Origin of the sequence: Ilumatobacter coccineus YM16-304 (assembly GCF_000348785.1) — a bacterium.
GTDB classification, from domain to species: Bacteria; Actinomycetota; Acidimicrobiia; order Acidimicrobiales; family Ilumatobacteraceae; genus Ilumatobacter_A; species Ilumatobacter_A coccineus.
Map to the genome: position 1 here is coordinate 477,355 of NC_020520.1, position 17,122 is coordinate 494,476.

At 67.2% G+C, this 17,122-nt stretch carries 16 protein-coding genes and 1 pseudogene; 7 read left to right on the plus strand and 10 right to left on the minus strand.

All coding sequences use genetic code 11. The features are described from left to right. Nucleotides 1-225: 225 nt before the first annotated feature. Complete coding sequence (locus YM304_RS21780; RefSeq protein WP_015439996.1) at nt 226-1,470, minus strand: HNH endonuclease signature motif containing protein; 1,245 nt, start codon at nt 1,468-1,470, stop codon at nt 226-228. A 164-nt stretch (nt 1,471-1,634) separates the two neighbouring features. Here YM304_RS21780 and YM304_RS02220 point away from each other — a divergent pair, with 164 nt between their 5' ends. Next, entirely contained in the window at nt 1,635-2,138 is a 504-nt protein-coding gene (locus YM304_RS02220; RefSeq protein WP_015439997.1) for a lipoprotein LpqH, read from the plus strand. 178 nt (nt 2,139-2,316) lie between these two features. Beyond that, on the plus strand, nt 2,317-3,018 hold the full coding sequence (locus tag YM304_RS02225; protein WP_015439998.1) for a peptidoglycan-binding domain-containing protein: 702 nt from the start codon (nt 2,317-2,319) through the stop codon (nt 3,016-3,018). A 200-nt stretch (nt 3,019-3,218) separates the two neighbouring features. Here the strand turns inward: YM304_RS02225 and YM304_RS25725 are convergent. Then, nucleotides 3,219-3,290 (minus strand): annotated as a pseudogene (locus YM304_RS25725) (hypothetical protein); the annotation flags it as partial. Nucleotides 3,291-3,570: 280 nt separating this feature from the next. Here YM304_RS25725 and mmuM point away from each other — a divergent pair. Next, a complete protein-coding gene (gene mmuM, locus YM304_RS02230; RefSeq protein WP_051071271.1) occupies nt 3,571-4,491 on the plus strand; it encodes a homocysteine S-methyltransferase in 921 nt (306 codons plus the stop codon). A gap of 69 nt (nt 4,492-4,560) precedes the next feature. Here mmuM and YM304_RS02235 read toward each other — a convergent pair whose 3' ends face one another. Then, complete coding sequence (locus YM304_RS02235; protein WP_015440002.1) at nt 4,561-5,427, minus strand: peptidoglycan-binding domain-containing protein; 867 nt, start codon at nt 5,425-5,427, stop codon at nt 4,561-4,563. A 157-nt stretch (nt 5,428-5,584) separates the two neighbouring features. Between YM304_RS02235 and YM304_RS02240 the strand changes: the two genes are divergently transcribed. Both YM304_RS02240 and YM304_RS02245 read left to right on the plus strand, forming a co-directional pair. Further along, complete coding sequence (locus YM304_RS02240; RefSeq protein WP_015440003.1) at nt 5,585-6,649, plus strand: phosphotransferase family protein; 1,065 nt, start codon at nt 5,585-5,587, stop codon at nt 6,647-6,649. After that, the gene (locus YM304_RS02245) at nt 6,646-7,152 is read left to right on the plus strand and encodes a hypothetical protein (protein WP_015440004.1); all 507 of its coding nucleotides are present in this window, start codon (nt 6,646-6,648) and stop codon (nt 7,150-7,152) included. The genes YM304_RS02240 and YM304_RS02245 overlap by 4 nt, the downstream gene beginning before the upstream one ends. Nucleotides 7,153-7,170: 18 nt before the next feature. Here the strand turns inward: YM304_RS02245 and YM304_RS24500 are convergent, their stop codons facing one another. Both YM304_RS24500 and merB read right to left on the minus strand, forming a co-directional pair. Beyond that, a complete protein-coding gene (locus YM304_RS24500; protein ID WP_015440005.1) occupies nt 7,171-7,329 on the minus strand; it encodes a hypothetical protein in 159 nt (52 codons plus the stop codon). 60 nt (nt 7,330-7,389) lie between these two features. Further along, nucleotides 7,390-7,833: an organomercurial lyase gene (gene merB, locus YM304_RS25495; RefSeq protein WP_051071272.1), complete on the minus strand. Its 444-nt coding sequence runs from the start codon at nt 7,831-7,833 to the stop codon at nt 7,390-7,392. A 150-nt stretch (nt 7,834-7,983) separates the two neighbouring features. Between merB and YM304_RS02255 the strand changes: the two genes are divergently transcribed. Beyond that, nucleotides 7,984-8,976, plus strand: coding sequence for a DNA polymerase ligase N-terminal domain-containing protein (locus YM304_RS02255; protein WP_162142020.1), 993 nt, complete (start codon nt 7,984-7,986; stop codon nt 8,974-8,976). Nucleotides 8,977-9,022: 46 nt separating this feature from the next. Here YM304_RS02255 and YM304_RS02260 read toward each other — a convergent pair whose 3' ends face one another. The 4 genes from YM304_RS02260 to YM304_RS02275 form a co-directional block, all read right to left on the minus strand. Next, on the minus strand, nt 9,023-9,673 hold the full coding sequence (locus YM304_RS02260; protein WP_015440008.1) for a class I SAM-dependent methyltransferase: 651 nt from the start codon (nt 9,671-9,673) through the stop codon (nt 9,023-9,025). A gap of 49 nt (nt 9,674-9,722) precedes the next feature. Then, nucleotides 9,723-10,094: an MmcQ/YjbR family DNA-binding protein gene (locus YM304_RS02265; protein ID WP_015440009.1), complete on the minus strand. Its 372-nt coding sequence runs from the start codon at nt 10,092-10,094 to the stop codon at nt 9,723-9,725. Between the two features lie 335 nt (nt 10,095-10,429). Then, a complete protein-coding gene (locus YM304_RS02270) occupies nt 10,430-12,829 on the minus strand; it encodes a xanthine dehydrogenase family protein molybdopterin-binding subunit (protein ID WP_015440010.1) in 2,400 nt (799 codons plus the stop codon). Between the two features lie 59 nt (nt 12,830-12,888). Next, a complete protein-coding gene (locus YM304_RS02275) occupies nt 12,889-13,719 on the minus strand; it encodes a GNAT family N-acetyltransferase (RefSeq protein WP_015440011.1) in 831 nt (276 codons plus the stop codon). 270 nt (nt 13,720-13,989) lie between these two features. Between YM304_RS02275 and YM304_RS02280 the strand changes: the two genes are divergently transcribed. Then, entirely contained in the window at nt 13,990-14,814 is an 825-nt protein-coding gene (locus YM304_RS02280) for a nuclear transport factor 2 family protein (RefSeq protein ID WP_015440012.1), read from the plus strand. A gap of 35 nt (nt 14,815-14,849) precedes the next feature. On the opposite strand, the gene YM304_RS02285 is transcribed toward YM304_RS02280, so the two are convergent. After that, a complete protein-coding gene (locus YM304_RS02285) occupies nt 14,850-17,039 on the minus strand; it encodes a zinc metalloprotease (RefSeq protein WP_154723272.1) in 2,190 nt (729 codons plus the stop codon). Nucleotides 17,040-17,122: the final 83 nt, after the last annotated feature.

The following is a 17,122-nucleotide window of genomic DNA, read 5'->3' on the forward strand; positions in this document are numbered from 1 at the left end:
GCGCCGCTGGCCGATCGAGGGCTTGCGGGTGGAGCGGGCGCCAGGAAAACGGGGCTGAACCGGGCAGCTGTCGCACGGGTGGATCGCGGGGACGTCTGTCGAACTCGACCCGCGGCGTTGGGCCACCGGGGCTGCGCTTCCGGCGACGCTGGTTGCGTCGGAGGTGGGGCAAGACGATCAGGACCGGCTCGCTGTGTGGGCAGGGTGAAGTGAGGTCATCTGAGCTCAACTCGCGTCGCCGGGCAGGGGGAGCTGCGGTTGTGTGGGCAGCGGTGCTCGAGTCGGCGGGGCGAGGCCGACCACGGGCGGACGCAGCATCTGCGACGTGCCGTGTGGTGAGTTCAAGGTGAAGTGTCCGGCCCCGAGGGGCTCGATACTCCAGTGCTGCTCGTGGAGCAGGTGGTGGTGGAACCAGCAGAGCAATACCAGGTTGTCGGGCTTCGTTTCACCGCCGTCGAGCCAGTGCTGTGCGTGGTGGGCGTCGCACGATCCGGCGGGGATGGAGCAGCCGGGCCAGCGGCATCCGTGGTCACGGATGAGCAGGGTGTCGAACAGTGGGTCGGTGACGACTCGTTGGGAGCGTCCGTAGTCGATGACGGTGCCCAATGGGTTGGTGATGTAGCGGTGGACGTTGCAGTCGCATGCCATCCGTCGGATCGTTTCGGCGGGGACGACGGTGGTGTCGTGGTCGGTGTCGATCACCCCGCCACCCATGCCGTTGGCGAGGTCGTCGTAGTCGATGGTGGCGATCACTTTGGGCTTGCGTCGCTTCTTGCCGGGAACGATCTCGAGGTTCGCGAGTGCGATCCTCGCCATCTCGGTGAGTGCGTCGGCGCGGCGTTGGCTCGCCGTGCGCGTCTCACCGTCCGACGGCTGCGACAACGCGCGAATCGCTTCGCGAACCAAGGCGAGTGCTTCGGGGTCGAGGGTGCCGTCGAGGCGTCCCATCCCGTCGAGCAGGCTCGACAGGTGCAGAGCGCGTGAGTCGAACTGTTCTTGTGCGGTCTTGTCTTCTCGGTCGGGGTCGGCGCGCATGCGCCAGGTGTCGAGCACGAAGCGGAAGTCTTTGTGCGGCAGGTCGACTGCCCATGACCGCAGCATCGCCTCGTCGCGTTCGAACACGTCGGCGACATCGAGGGTCCAGGCGTCGGCCAAGGAGCGCAGGTTGGTTTCGGGAATCCGGCCGGCGGCAAACGCCGTCTTGATGAGTGGCATGTGTTGGATGCGTTCAGCCAACTGCAACGTCACCTTGCAGTGGCCGATTCCTTCGCCGGTGGTCTGGTAGAGCCAGTCGGTGGCGGAGCGGTAGCCGAGTGTGTAGAACTCGCCGCGCTGGACGATGGCGTGGACTTCGTCGAGCTGCTCGGCGCGCTGGCGGCGCATCCCACGCGTTGCGGCGGTGACCGCGGGTGTGGGGTCGGCGAGCCGGTCGAGCTCCTCCACACACCCGGCGATCAACGAACCTGTCATACGAACAAGTGTACGACAGGGGTGCCTCAGAGTTGGGGAAACGTGAGTGCAGAACGACAGTTATCACTCCCTCGCCGACCGCTCGACCATCCAAATCCGCCTCATCGCGGCTGGCGACGGATCTAGCGTTGGCGACACACCAACGAGCGCAGAGGAGATCCACCATGAGGACGACACGAGTCGTGGCTGCGATCGCAGCCTGCGGCCTGGGAATCGCAGCGTGCGGCGGCGACGACGGGCCGAGCATCGGTGACTTCGCCGATGCTGGCGACACCGACGAGAGCTTCGAGGACGACCTCGAAGACTTCGCCGATGCCATGAACCAGGCAACCGGCGCAGGGGGCGGCGGCACCCTCACCTTCGACGGTGGCGAGCACCCGATCGACTCGGCGGTCTGCTTCAACCAGGGCGGCACGATCGACATCGGCACCGTCGGCCCCGACAACTTCCGCATCTTCGTCACTGGCGAGCCCGACAACATTCGCATCCAAATCCTCACGCCTGAGGGAGTGCAATGGTTCGACGGCGACCCGATGCAACAGAACAAGCCGACCGTCACCATCGACGGCAACGTCATCACGTCGACCGGCGGCACGTTCTTCCGGAACGGCGATGACACTCGAGCGACCGCGGAGTTCGTCATCGAGTGCCCCAACGCCATCCTCTGACCCACCCGGACGCTTTGTCTCAGAGACAAACCGTCCGGGTTCGAAGCACCGTCCGGATCGTGAAATGCGGAGGGGAGCGGGGAGGGGAAGTCTCCCCATTCCGGGATTCGACGGGGTCGTTCATTGTGGTTCTCAACACCTCGGACATCCGGTCCGGGGCACCTCGAAAGGGAATCCAATGAACAAGCTCAACACCATCAACCAGAACACCACCGCCAAGAACATCATCACCAAGAAGGCTCGTCTCGCCGGAAGCATCGCTGCCGTCGCCGTCGCCCTCACCGCCTGCGGCGGCGCCCAGAGCTCCACCGCAACCGAGTCCCAGATCCCCGCCGTTCCAGCCGTCGCCGAGCAGGCCCCAGCCGCTGAGCAGACGCCGGCCATCGAGCAGGCCCCGGCGGTCGAGGAAGCCCCGACCATCGAGGAAGCGTCGGCCGTCGAGGAAGTCCCGGCCGTCGAGGAAGCCCCAGCCGTCGAGCAGACGCCGGCGCCGATGCCGATCGTGGAAGAAGCTCCGGCCGTCGATCCCGTCGACCCCACGCCGGCCAACGACGTCGCCGACGCCGAGTTCGACGACAGCTACGCCCCGACGAACGGCGAGGCGGTCAACCAGTTGATCCCCGCATCGAGCCCCGACTTCCCGTGCGTCGAATACATCGAGGCCACGGAGCTGCCGTTGTTCCCCTGCTCGAAGGGCGAACTCGTCGTTCAACTGCAGCACGACCTGCAGTGGAACGGCACGCCGCACACGGTCGACGGTTACTTCGGTGAAGACACCTACCTGGCGCTGCAGGGCATGCAGAGCGCCTGGGGGATGTACCCCACCGGCATCATGGACCAGGCCATGGAGACCGTGATCTCGTACATCTACAGCCACTGACCACCCCGAACCCTCCGTCGGCCCGACGGTCGACCGCTACCCGGACACCTTGTCTCTGAGACAAGGTGTCCGGTTCGCGTCAGGCGGGGGTGTGGCCGATGAGCCACGCGACGAGATCGGCGGTCACCTCGTCGCGGTTGGTCTCGTTGAGGATCTCGTGACGGGCATCGGGGTACACCGTCACCGTCGAGCACCGTCGATCCCGACAGCACCACGCCCGTGTACAAAGGCGAGTGCTGGGTGATGACCGCCTGCGCTGCGAACGATCCCATCGACTGGCCGAACAGCAACAGCGGCAACCCCTCGTGAGCGACGGCGATCGCTTCGCCGGACTACGCCACGTCGGCGACCAATCCGCCGGAAACCAGCGTCTCCGAAGTCACCGAGCGCGTCGGTCCGTCCTGACCTGTGCGACCGTGGCCGCGATGATCGGTCGCGAACGCGAGGAACCCGGCCTCGTCGAGCGCCAGCGCGACCCAGGCGAACCGGACGCTTTGTCTCAGAGACAAACCGTCCGGTGGGATCGTTGGGTCGGTCGGCGAGGCTGTGGGGATGCGTGAGTCTGCATCGGCAACATCCGACGTGATCAGCTTCGACGGGTCGGTCGTCGTGCTCGATGGCGGTCTCTCGACCGCACTCGAAGTCGGTGGCGCCGACCTGAGCGACGATCTGTGGACTGCCCGGCTGCTCCGTCACGACCCCGCGGCGATCGTCGCCGCCCACGCCGCCTACTTCGAAGCCGGTGCCGACGTCGCCATCACCGCCAGCTATCAGGCGAGTGTGTCCGGCTTCGTGGCGGCGGGTATCGAACGAGCGGAGGCCGAGCGGCTCATCGCGTCGAGCGTCGAGCTTGCCAAGGAGGCCCGAGACCAGATCACTCCGGGAGAGCGCCCGCTGCTCGTCGCTGCGTCGGTCGGCCCGTACGGGGCGGTGCTCGCCGACGGCTCCGAGTACCGCGGGGACTACGGCCTCTCCGCCGGAGAGTTGCGTGACTTCCACCTGCCGCGCCTCGAGCTGCTTGCCTCGGCCGAACCGGATCTCTTCGCCGTCGAGACGATCCCCGACGTCCGCGAAGCCGAGGTCCTCGTCCCGCTCCTCGACGAGGTCGGCCTGCCCGCGTGGTTCTCGTACACGGTGGCCGACGGCCGCACTCGCGCCGGTCAGCCGCTCGACGAGGCGTTCGCAACCCTCGCCGGAAGTTCGTCGATCGTCGCAGCGGGTGTCAACTGCTCGGCGCCAGAGGACGTGCTGGCGGCGATCCACGCGGTGGTCGTAGCGACCGGTCTGCCGGGTGTCGCGTACCCGAACCGCGGCGAACGATGGGATCCCGCCACCAACAGCTGGACCGGAGCCGACTCGTACTCGCTCGACCTCGTCCCCGAATGGATCGCCGCGGGAGCTCGCCTCATCGGCGGCTGCTGCCAGATCAGCCCCGGCGACATCGCCGAACTCGCCCGCACCATCCGCTCCTGACCCCGGACGCGCAAAACCGGACGGTTTGTCTCAGAGACAAACCGTCCGGTTGGTGGCGGCGGGGCGGGGTCAGTCGTCGAAGTGGCTGAACCAGGAGATGCAGTCGTCGATGTCCTGCACGCTGAACTCGATCTGGCCGGCCGAGCTGTTCGCCACGGTCAGGACGTGGTCGCAATAGGCGTCGAACGGGAAGTCACGCTCGTAGTCGCTGACCCAGCCGTCGCCGTTGACGTCGAGCACGGGGTCGTAGGCGTTGTCGGCACCGTCGCCGTGCCAGTCGGCGGCGTCGCACATCGAGCCATCGGCGTTGCAGCTCGGATCGATCTTCGCGATGACGTCCAGCAGTTCCTGCGTGACGAGGCCGTTCTGCTCGAAGCCCCACACGCCCTGCATGTACTTCACGGCCTCCAGGGTCTGCGGACCGAAGTAGCCGTCGGTCGAGACGTCGGCGAACGGGGTCAGCAGGCGTTGCAGATCGGAGACCCAGTCGCCCTTGTCGCACAGTTGGAGCGGCAGGTTGTTCGTGGCGTTGTACGTGGGGCAGGGTCCGCTGTCGACCTGCGTCGGAGCGGCGGCCGGTGCCGGCGCCTCGGCGGCGGGAGGGGCGGTCGTGTCGACCAACGCCGGATCGATCTCGACGGGGGCGGCCTCGAGGGTCACGATCGGATCGATCACCACAACCTCGCTGGCCGAGGAGTCGGAGGCGGGAGCCTCGGCGACCACCGGCGACGCGGCGTCGACCGGTGCGGCCACCGCCGGAGCTTCGACGGCCGGGGTGACATCGGCCGAGGCTGCGCTGCTGCTGCCACCGAGGGCGACGGCCGAGCCGATGCCGATCAGAGCGACGAAGGCGGCGGTGGTGGCGCCGATCGCAATGTTGCGGCCGGTGTTGTCGGCGAGGTGGTTCTGGTTGCTGGTGGTGGTGAAGTCGTTCATCGGATTCCCTTTCGAAGTTCCCCGAACCGGTTGCTCGAGGTGATGAACACCACACTGAGGGAGACGCCGAGAATCCGGAATGGGGAGAGTTCCCCTCCGACGAAGGGCGGACGGTTTGTCTCTGAGACAAAGCGTCCGGGGGTGTTACGGTTGTCACATGGGGGCGAGACTCGACGAGCAGGCGGCAGCGATGGTGACGGCGTTGCATCCCGACGCGGAACAGGTCGACGTCGTCGACTTCGGGCCGATTCCGGGCGGATTCTCGCGTGAGACCTATTGCTTCGACGCGATCATCCACACCGCCGGCGCGGAGGAGCGGCACCCACTCATTCTCCGCAAGGATCCGCCCGCCTCCGTCGCCATCCTCCACACGAGTCGGGCCGTCGAACACGACCTGATCGAGACGATCCGGCTCAACACCAACGTGCCCGTCACCCAGAGCCTCGGCCACGAGATGGACCCCGACGTGTTCGGTGAGCCGGCCATGATCATCCGCCGAGCCGACGGCAACTCACACACGTCCGATCTCTTCCACGACGGACCCGACAGTGACCAGGTCGACGACGTGGTGCGCCATCTGTGCGAATCACTCGTCGAACTGCACCAGAGCGACATCGCGACCCTCGACCCTGCCGGCGTCCTCGACGATCCTCGTGGCGTCGGCATCGACGTCACCGACTGGGACTCCTACATGGACTCCACCTTCGAGTACTACCTGTCGAGCTACCACGGCCTCAACCGCGACCCGATGCTGTGCATCCTCCTCGACGCATTCCTCACACTGCGACGAACCAAACCGAGGCCGCTACCGCTCTCGGTCGTCCACGGCGACTTCAACCCGGCCAACTTCCTGTACGCCGACGGCAAGGTCACGGCGCTCATCGACTGGGAGAACGCCCGAATCGGCGATCCGCGAGAAGATCTCGGATGGATGGCGATGATGGACACGCTGTCGAACACGAACATCATGTCGCACCCGGCCGATGAAGGCGGGTTCCTCGCCTACTACAACAAGCTCACCGGCTACGAGATCACCGAAGCCGAGATCGGCTACTTCATCCTGTTCGGCAGCGCCAACATCGCGGTGCCGGTCAACGAAGCGATCAAGCGCCGGGTCGACGGCGAGAGCCGCGAACTCGTGCATCTCTACATGATCCAGTCGAGCGCCCCGGCGTTGCCCGGGATCGGCCGTCTGCTCGGCTACCCGGGAGTGCCCGCATGAACACGTCACCGTCCATCGATTCGATTCTCGAAGGCGTCATCATGACCATCGACGACGAGATCATTCCGGCGCTCGACAACCCCAAGGCCCACGCCAGCGCGCAGATGATCCAATCACTGCTGCAAGGCCTCCGCCAGACGCTTCCGGTGTTCGACGCCTCGCTCGTCGACGAGCACAACGACATGATCCGCACGCTTCGCGATGCTGCCGCAGCGCTCGGCGACGCTGCGGGCCCGGCGGCCGATCGGGTGCGCGAACGGGCGCAGACGTTCGGCTCGTGGAGCGATCTTCCGGCACCGTCCGACCGCGACGACGTCGTCGCCGCGCACACCGAACTCGGACGGGCGATCGAAGCGTCGTTCCTCGACCTCGACGAACTCCAGCGCGCCGGGGTCGGAGCGGCCGACGACGCCGTGCAGGTGATTCGAACACATCTCGGCCCGCGCTACGTCCGTGAAGCCGCCACGATCATGGTCGGCGAGGGGATGCTCGGCCGCAACTGACGACGGCCCACCCGCCGATCACACGCTCGGGGCGTCGTCGCCTCGGAGTTGCCAGAACGGCGAGGTGAGGCCCGCCGACGTGAGCAGCGCCTGCAACTCGTCGAGCGACTTGGCGACGAACGGTTCGGCCAACCGATCGCCGTACCACCCCTGCGTGAGCGGCCACATCGCGCTCATCGGAACACTGTCTCCAACGGCGGGCCCGACGTCCTTCGACCGAAGGAACGTGATGGTGCGTCAAGTTCGAACGATGTCGCGCCACCAGTGTCGGGCCTCGATCTCGAAGTGCACGTGACCCTCCGTGAGACCGAGGACGTCGTCGACGACGTCGAACTCCAGCGGCTCGCCGCTATCGGCCCAGACCGACTCGATGTGCACGTCGTCGTCGATCGCCGCAGCGATCGCGAGCGAGTCCCACGCGCAGTTCGCCCACCACGATCGATCGCCCGAGCGCACCCGATGCTCGGTGGGCACGGCGGAGAACGGGAGGGCCATGCGAATCTCGCCCGCCCGCTCCGGTCGGTCGTCGAGCACGATCACGTGCGCATCGTGCAGCCGCCGCAGTTGTCGGTCGGCAACGTCGGGATCACCGATCCGCTCGACCAACTCACCGCGCGTCGGCGCCATCCCCGTCGAGGCGAACCGACGGTAGATCACCGCGCGCAGATCGAGGTCGTCCACGTCGACCACCGTACGCCACCGCTCACTCGGCGCCTGACGCGCCGCCGCCCGGCGCCGGGAAAGCCGTCGCAGGGCGCCGGGAAAGCCGTCGCCGGAGGCCCGGCGCTGAGTGTCGGCCAGACTGGCGGAGTGGAGGAGGCGCGGCGATTCGTGATCCAACAGCACGATGCGACGCGCCTTCACTGGGACCTGCGACTCGAGCACGAGGGAGTCCTGCTGTCGTGGGCGCTCCCGCGAGGTGTGCCGTGGAACCCGAAGGAGAATCGGCTCGCGGTGCAGACCGAGGATCACTCGCTCGACTTCCTCGACCGCGAGGGCGACGACTTCGACGGTCGGTTCGGCGCCGGCCGCAGCACGCAGTGGGACACCGGCACCTACGAACTCCACAAGATCGAACCGTCGAAGGACGACCCCACCGGCGCGCCGGTGAAGCTGGTCGTCACACTCCACGGCCGCCGCGTCTCCGGCAAGTATTCGCTGTTCTCGATGCGCGGCTCACGCGACTGGTTGATCCACCGGATGGACCCACCCGACGACGAACACCGCAAGCCGGTGCCGATCGGTGTTCGGCCGATGATCGCGACCCCGGGCGAGATGCCCGTCGACTCGCCGAGCGACTGGTCGTACGAGACTCGTTGGAACGGCATCCGGGCCATCGTCACCGACGACACGGGCCGTGTGTTGATCACCGGTGCCGACGCCGCCGACATCTCGATCCACTTCCCCGAGATCCGCCGGATCGGTCGAGCGCTCGGCCACCGCGAGGTGATCCTCGACGGAATGATCGTGCCCGTCGACCCGACGACCGGCACCGTGCTCCACGATCGTGCAGGCCTCACACGACGGCTGAACATCACGAGCGACAGCGGTGCACGCAATGCCGCCAAGACCGCGCCCGTCGTGTTCATGGCGTTCGACATCCTCTGGATCGAGGGACGACCGATCACCGACCTCCCGTGGGAGCTGCGCCGTCGCCAACTCGACGATCTCCGCCTGGACGGCCCTGGCTGGCGCACCAGTCCGAGCCTCAGCGTCGACGAGGCGTACGGCGCGATCGATGCCGAGACCGGCATCGTCGCCAAGCGCCGCGACTCCGTCTACACGATCGACCGGCCGACCCCCGATTGGATCGACACGGCCTGACGCTGCCTGCGCCGACCCGTCGCGCCGGAGATCGACCGTGCGAGCGTCAGGCGCCGACTGACGCGGTGCGGGCCCAGACGGCGTAGAGGGGGTCGGTGGGTGCGCCGGGGTTGCGATGGGCGATCGTCGGATCACCGAACCCCGCCGTCAGTTCGAAGTAGCGGGCAACGATCGCGCAGCGGCCGCGCTCGTCGTTCGCGAGCCAACCGCGGATCGCCTTGGTCGGAAAGCAGCGGTTCGAGAAGGTGCAGGCGAACACGCCGCCGGGTCGAAGCACGCGGGCGACCTCGGTGAACACGTCCAGTGGGCGGGTCAGGTAGTCGACCGAGACGCAACAGGTCACCGCGTCGAACTTCCCGCTGGGGTACGGGAGCGCCGGGTCGACGTTGAGATCACCGACCGTCCAGTCGTCGGCCATCTCGTTGGCGGCCAACTCGGCGGCGTTCATGCCGGTGATCGTGAGCCGAGCCGGTCTGGTCGAGAAGTGTGAGATCCACGACGAACAGATGTCGAGCACGTCGCCGGTCAGGCCGAGTTCGTCGTACAGCTCGCCGACCGCCTCGATCGCGCCGTCGTCGATGTGGGTGACGAAGCGATCGAACGAATAGAAGGCGCTGTCGTCGGATTCGTCCTGACGCGAGAAGAACCCCGGAGGGAACTCCGTCGCATGAGGATCGCGGGCCGCCGTGTCGTTCACGCGCCCATCCTCTCGCCGGTCGTTGGCGAAGGGAGCATCGTGCAGTGGATCAGTCGTCGAGCAGTTTCAGCACGGTCTTGGGCGCGACCAACCGAAACGCCTCGTCGATGATGCCGGCCATCTCGTCCCAGTCGGGGTCGACATCGAGCCGAACCCCGATCCACCCGCGATGACCGACGTAGGGCGGCCGGAAGAATCGTTCGGGTTCGGCCTCGACCATCTGTTCCTGCGCGCCGGGAGGTGCCGGACACCAGACCGCCACTCGACCGTCGTCGTGATGGTCGTTGTGAAACGTGCAGAACGTCTTCTTCTCCTGGATGAAGAACGTCGGCGAACCGTGGCTCAACCGCTCGCTGGTCTCGGGGAGCGCGAGACAGATCTCACGAATCGCGGTCAGCGGGTCGGTCGCAGCAGTCGCCATACCCGCCACTGTACGAACGCCCGCAAGCCGCCCCTGACCACCCACCGCCGAGGATGATCTCCGCCCAGGCCAGATGTCGTCGCGTGAGGGTGATTTCTGCCCAGGCCAGATGTCGTCGCGTGGCGCGCGTGAACCGGTTTTGCCCCTTCGATGCGTCAGGGGTGACGGTTTGCCGGGGCAAAACCCGAAGTGTTGGCGTGAGGGTGATATTTGCCCAGGCCAGATGTGGTCGCGTGAGGGTGATTTGTGCCCAGGCCAGATGTCGTCGCGTGGGGGTGATTTTTGGCCAGGCTCGATGTGGTCGCGGGAGGGGGTTCCCTACGTAGGGAGACTCGTCAGATGACGACTTCGTCGGGTTCGTCGCCGGGTTCGCTCGACGCAGCGCTGTCGGCGCGCATGCGGGTGAAGATCGGCGGCGGGTCGCGCCACGGATCGGGGAGCGTGCCGGCCTCGGCCTGACGGATGGTCTGCCACACGCGTTCCGCCGTGCAGGGCAGATCGACGTGGCGCACGCCGAGGTGGGAGAGCGCGTCGACCACCGCGTTCTGCACCGCTGGCGTCGAACCGATCGTGGCTGCCTCGCCGATGCCCTTCGCCCCGAGCGGGTTCAGATACGTCGGCGTCTCCGTGCTGTACGTCTCGAACGACGGCAGTTCCGCCGCCGACGGCACCGCGTACTCGGCGAAGTTCGACGTGACCGGGTTGCCGTCCTCGTCGTACCTGATCTCCTCGAGCAGCGCCTGGCCGATACCGGCCGCGATGCCACCGTGCTGCTGCCCTTCGACGATGAGCGGGTTCAGCACGTTGCCGGCGTCGTCGACCGCGACGTGACGCAGCATCGTGACCCGGCCGGTGTCTCGATCGACCTCCACCACGGCGATGTGGGTACCGAACGGGAACGTGCCGTTCTCCTGCTTGAAGTCGAATTCGCCGGCCAACGGCTCGCCCTCCTCCGACGCCTTCGTCGCGAGATCGGGCCACGTGAGCGCCTGTGCCGGCACCCCGGCCACGCCGATGGTTCCGGCCGCCGTGTCGACGACGATGTCGGCCTCGTCGGCTTCGAGCATGCGCGCGGCCAGTGCGCGCGCCTGATCGACCATCACCTCGGTCGCCTTGTGCACGGCCGATCCACCGAGCTGCAGCGATCGTGACCCGCCGGTGCCACCGCCCGTACGGATGCGGTCGGTGTCGCCGTCGACCAACGTGATCTTGTCGACGGGGATACCGGTCTGGTCGGACACCAACATCGCATACGCAGTCTGATGGCCTTGGCCGTGTGATTGGGTGCCGGCGTACATCGTGGCCGTGCCGTCGTCGTGGACTTCGACCGCACCGAACTCGGTGCCACCAGACCCCGACGTGACCTCGACGTACGACGCGACGCCGATGCCGAGCAGCTTGGTGTCGCCCCGCTCGCGGCGCGCCGCCTGATCCGCTCGCAACTCCTCGTATCCCGACACTTCGACGGCGCGATCGAGAGCGTTCTGATAGCGGCCCGAGTCGTACTGCGGGCCCATCAGCGTGTCGTACGGGAACACGTCGGGCGGCAGCAGGTTGCGGCGACGGATCTCGATCGGATCGATCCCCATCTCGAGCGCGGCCTGGTCGACGAGTCGCTCCAACATCGCCGTGGCCTCGGGTCGGCCGGCGCCGCGGTACGCGCCCATCGGCGTCGTGTTGGTGACGCCGACGGCGATGTCGAACTGGATCTCGTCGAAGCCGTAGGTGCCCTGCGCCATGTTCTTCGTCAAACCCGGAAGGTGCGCACCGACGTTGGGATACGCCCCGGCGTCGTTGACGAGTCGCACGCGGAGTTGGCGGAATCGACCGTCGTCGTCGATGCCGAGTTCGGCGTACTGGATCTGACCGCGTCCGTGGAGTAGCGACTTCATGTCTTCGCTGCGCGGCGGGACCCACACGACCGGGCGGCCGGTGCGCATCGCGCACTTCGCCACGACCGAGTATTCGAACGCGAGACCGGCCTTGCCGCCGAACCCGCCGCCGACCTGCGGGGTGACGACACGGACGTTCGATTCGTCGAGCCCGAGCGCGGCACACAACTGGGCGCGCACGACGTGCGGCATCTGATTGGCGACCCACAGCGTGAGCTTCTCGTTCTCGGCATCCCACTCTGCCGCGGCGCAGTTCGGCTCCATCGGCGCAACGGCCACCCGCTGGTTGACGTATCGACCGCGCACGACACGATCAGCCGTGAAGTCGACCGCGGTGTCACTCGTGACGAGCATCGCCTCGTTCGAACCATGCTCCGGGAACAGGAGCGTGTCGGTGTCGGCGAGTGCCTGCTCCATCTCGACGACGGCGTCGAGCGGTTCGATGTCGGCCCACACCGCCTGGCCCGCATCGGCCGCCTGGGCCTGCGTCTCGGCGAGCACGATGGCGATCGGCTCGCCGACGAAACGGACCCGTCCGTCGGCCAACGGTGGCCGGATGAAATCGGGGTGCACCGGCGCGAAGCCGTGGTGCGGAGCGACGCCCAAATCGGCCGCGGTGACGACGTCGACGACGCCAGGCATCGACTTGGCATCGTCGACGTCGATCGAGTTGATCACGCCGTGGGCGACGTCGGAGCCGACGAACGACGCGAAGAGCCGATCGTGGAGCGGAAGGTCAGCGAGGTACTGGCGCGCGCCGACGAGGAGCCCGGGGTCTTCGGTGCGCTGGACGCGTGTGCCGAGGATCGAGCCGGGATTGGACGGAGATTCGACGGTGGTCATTGCGCACGAAACTACATCGGCGCCGAGTGCCGCCCGCTTCCGAGCGGGCCGATCGTGGCTCAGCGGCGCTTCGGCACCAGCCAGACGGCGAGCGTCTCGAACGTCGACACGAAGCCGAGGCCGCGGTACATCCGGTTGAGCACACCGTCGGCCGCGGGGATGTCGACCACCACGTCGTCGACCTTCTGCCGAGCGATCTGCTGTGCAGCGACAGCGACCGCGAGCGTCCCGGAGTAGCCCTCCTTGCGCAGGGCAGGAGGGGTGTACACCGCGTTGATTCGTGCGACGCCGAGCCGCGCCGGTGACACGATCAACTGGCTGACCACGTCTCCCTTCACGGCCCACTCGATCAGGCGTCCTTCGTTGATCGCGTCGGTGACCTGCGCGGTCGCGTCGTCGACCGTCCGTGGCACGCCGATCTCGTCCGCATGGTCGACGAGCCACCTTGCCGCCGCATCGATTCGGTCGCGCCCGGCGATCTGCATCGCTCCGCCGCGTTTGCGGCGCGGTTGGATCTCGTCGAGTCGATACCACCGGAAGAGTCGGCCGGTGTCGATCGCCCCGTCGCATCGTTCCGACCAGCGTCCGGCGATCGCCGCCACGTCGCCGGGGACGCCGACGAGACGCAACCGCTGATCGGTGTCGGTCGGGATGGCAGCGGCGAGCAGCTCGACTGCGTCGCCGCGAAGCGGAGTGAGGGTGTAGCCGGCTGGTCCCGAGACCGCAGCGCCGATCGTGTCGGCCCCGTCCGACACGCGCAGCAGTTCGACGCCGCGACCCGGGTACAGGCTGGTGGCGACTCGATTGCAGCCGATCGGATCGGCGCGAAACAGGTCGCCGCAACGCTCGAGCGCCGCGCTCGAATCGGTGATCGTCTCGATGTCGGCCATCTCCCCAGCGTCCCACATCACCCCCGCCGGCCCCGAGCGCCGCCACGGTGATTTCTGCCCAGGCTCAAAGTGGTCGCGTGGGGGTGATTTTTGGCCAGGCTCGATGTGTACGCGTGGGGGTGATTTTTGCCCAGGCTCGATGTGGTCGTGTGGGGTGATTTCTGCCCAGGCTCGATGTGGTCGCGTGAGGGTGATTTTTGGCCTGGCTCGTTGTGGTCGCGTGGGGGTCCGGTGGGGATGGGGCGCGGGGGTGGACGTACTGTCGGGGGCATGCCAGGTCCTGCGTACGAGATCGTCCAACAGTTCGGGAACGTCGAAGACGACCAGCGGTACACGCGCCTCGTCGATCTGTTCGCCGACGGCGCCGTCTACTACGACCCGTTCTTCGGCGCGCAGCGCGGCAAGGCCGCCATCCGCACCTTCATGGAACACATGGAGGAGGTGGTGCCCGGATCGGGGGCCACGTTCGCGAGTTGGCACACCGAAGCCGACACCAACTGCGGTTGGGCGAAATGGGACATGGTCGCTCCGAACGCCGACGGTGAACCGGTCGCCGTGCCGGGCCAGAGCCTCTACCGACTCCGCCACGGCAAGGTCACCTTCGTGGCCGACTACCTCGACGCCGATGCCTACCGCGCACTTCGGGGCGCCGACGCGAAGGTTCCCGACCACGCGTCGTCGATCGGGCTCTCGGCAGCCGACACGAACCGCGGCGGCTCCGGCGCAGACCTGATGCGGCAGTTCTGGCAGATCCAGACGACGCAGCGCTACACCGAGCTGGCTGCCCTCTTCACCGACGACGCCGTGTTCACCGACCAGGTCAATGGCGAGATGCACGGCATCGACGAGATCACCGCCTTCCTCGCCCACATGGAGCAGAAGATCCCATCGGCAGGCGCGCGCTTCGAACTCGTCGACACGGCCGGCGACTCCACGGTCGGCTGGTCGCAGTGGTGGTATCGATTCGAGCACGGTGCCGTCCCCGGATGGACGTTGCACACGTTCGACGGTGGCAAGATCAGCGCCGACCACGACTTCTTCGACGTCTCGCTCGCCCGCACGCTCGCGAGCCGAGCGTCGGCAGGCTCCCACTGACCGTCACCACCGCCGCCACCGGCGCCGGCCCGCGATCAGTGTGCTTTGGCGATCGACACCTGTGACCAGTCGATGTCGGTGGCCGACCCGTCGGTGAACGAGCTTCCCGAACAGGGCGCCTGCGTTCCGTACAGCTGCCACAGACCCTGCTTGTCGCCGTCGGAGAACGTCGTGTTCGCCGTGAGCTCGGGGTACATCAACTGCTCCTTGAGCGTGGCGGAATCCCAGTTGCCGGCGTTCGGGTCGAGGCCTTGGAACGCATTGCTCGGCGCGCCGTACTGGTCGAAATCGCTGACGTGGCCGAGCCCCATGAGGTGCCCGATCTCGTGCGTGGCCGTGGCGATGCGCTCGGCCGACGACCGCAGGCTGCCCAGGTAGACCACCGCGAAGCCACGGAACATGAGCCCGTCGGGCGTGCCGAGACCACCGGCGACACCGATCACCCCGTTGCTGCTCCGGGGCGTGTCGGCAGGGGTGCTGTACCCGATGACGACGTCGGCCCCCGGCGGCAGATACTTGTACGGCAGGTCGGGAGTGGGGTCGGGCTGTTCGGGTTGGAGCAGATCGTCGGCCAGGTTCATCCCGGCTGACGTGACACCGGCGTACTGGAAGTCGACGCCGCTGTAGCGCTCGACCTCTTCGATCGACGTGAACAGGTCGGCGATCGCGTCGTCGTCGGCGATGTCGATGTTGAGCGCGTACCGGATCGGGTCGCACGCTCGGTACGCCACGGCCTTCGTCGGGTTCGGCCGCACGCCGGTGGCGCTGTAGGTCTGGCGGTCGAAGAGGAAGTCGTACGGCTCGTTCGGCGGTTGCGCGCCGAGCGGTTCGGGGACGAACGTGCTCGGCTCGATCGTCTTGTCGATGCCGAACCCGGCCGGCGGCGTCGCCTCGTCGTCGAGGAAGTAGCCGGTGGCGTCGACGATGACGTGCGTGCGGGTGCTCGGCAGGAGATCGATCGCTCCGGTCGCCTCGTCGATCGTGGTGATCGCGTGGTTGGGCACCGTCTGGCCGCTCGTGGTGAAGTTCAACGACGAGGTCGTCGGCTCGGCCGCACCGCTGGGATAGGCCTTGATGAAGCCGCGGCTCGACGACTGGTGACCGGTGATGTTGAGCGCGATCGCCTTGGCTCCCTCGTCGGGAACCTCGGCGAATCCTGCCAACGTGAGCGTGAACAACTCATCGGATTCGAGTGGCTCGCCGTCGCCCTGTCCGTTGTCGTCGCGCGTGTCGAGGAATCGCGTGGGGGTGAACGGAACGAACAGACCGTCGGTGGTGCTGTCGTCGTCGGCGCCGGTGAAGTAGCCGGTGATGTCGATGGTGAGGTCGCTGCCGACGTTGGTGTAGATGTCGACCTTGCCGTCGGTGAGTCCGGAGATCACCTGGTTGCCGGCGTTGTACCCGACGCCCAGCACGTTGACGTTGGCCGTGTCGGGACGGCTCGTGCCCGACTGCCACACCGTGTAGAACCCGCGCCCGTTCGCCTGGACGGCGGTGACGTTCATGACCACGCCGGACGCCTCGGCCGGCACACCAGCGGTGGTGAGGTCGAACGTGCGGGTCTCCTCGGCGGCCATCGGCTCGCCGTTGCGGGTGTCGGTGTGGCGCACCGGGCCGAGTGCGACGAATCGTCCGGACTCGGTTGCGCCCGATCGGACGAACACGCCGAACACGTCGACGGTCACGTCGGCGTCGGTCGAGGCGTAGAACGAGATCTTGCGTTCGAGTCCGAGTGGGGCGATGACGAGGTTGCCGATCGTGTGGCCCGGGAACTGGGTGTTGTTGGTGGCGGTCGTGAGGCGAGGCGAGCCGGTCGGCCACATCGTGGCGTAGCCGTTGCTGCCCGCGTTGATCACGGTCGTGTTGACGACGACGGCGGTGATGTCGTCGGGTGAAACGCCGGCGGCGCTTGCCACTCCGGTCGTCGTGACCGGGTCGAGCGAGATCGACGACCCGCGGTAGACCTTGCCGTAGGCCGGATCGCTTCGGGTGTCGAGTGCGCGGATCGGCTCGATCGGGACGAATGCCGAGGCCCCGGCGGTGAGGTGGTCGGAGCCGATGTCGGACGATGCAGACGACTCCGACAACACGGGCGTGGGGATGGTGTCGTCGGCCCCGGCGATCGACGTTGTCGTCGCCCCGGTCGCGCCGAGACTCGCCAGGATCATCGAGACGCCGAGCGCCACGACCACAACCGGACGCCGTGCACGTCTCGTCGAAATCATTCGAGCGACCCTATGCGCTCGAACGCTGTGAGTGACCTCGCCGGGCGACGAACATCGCGCGAACTCGGCGAACGTCGAGATGT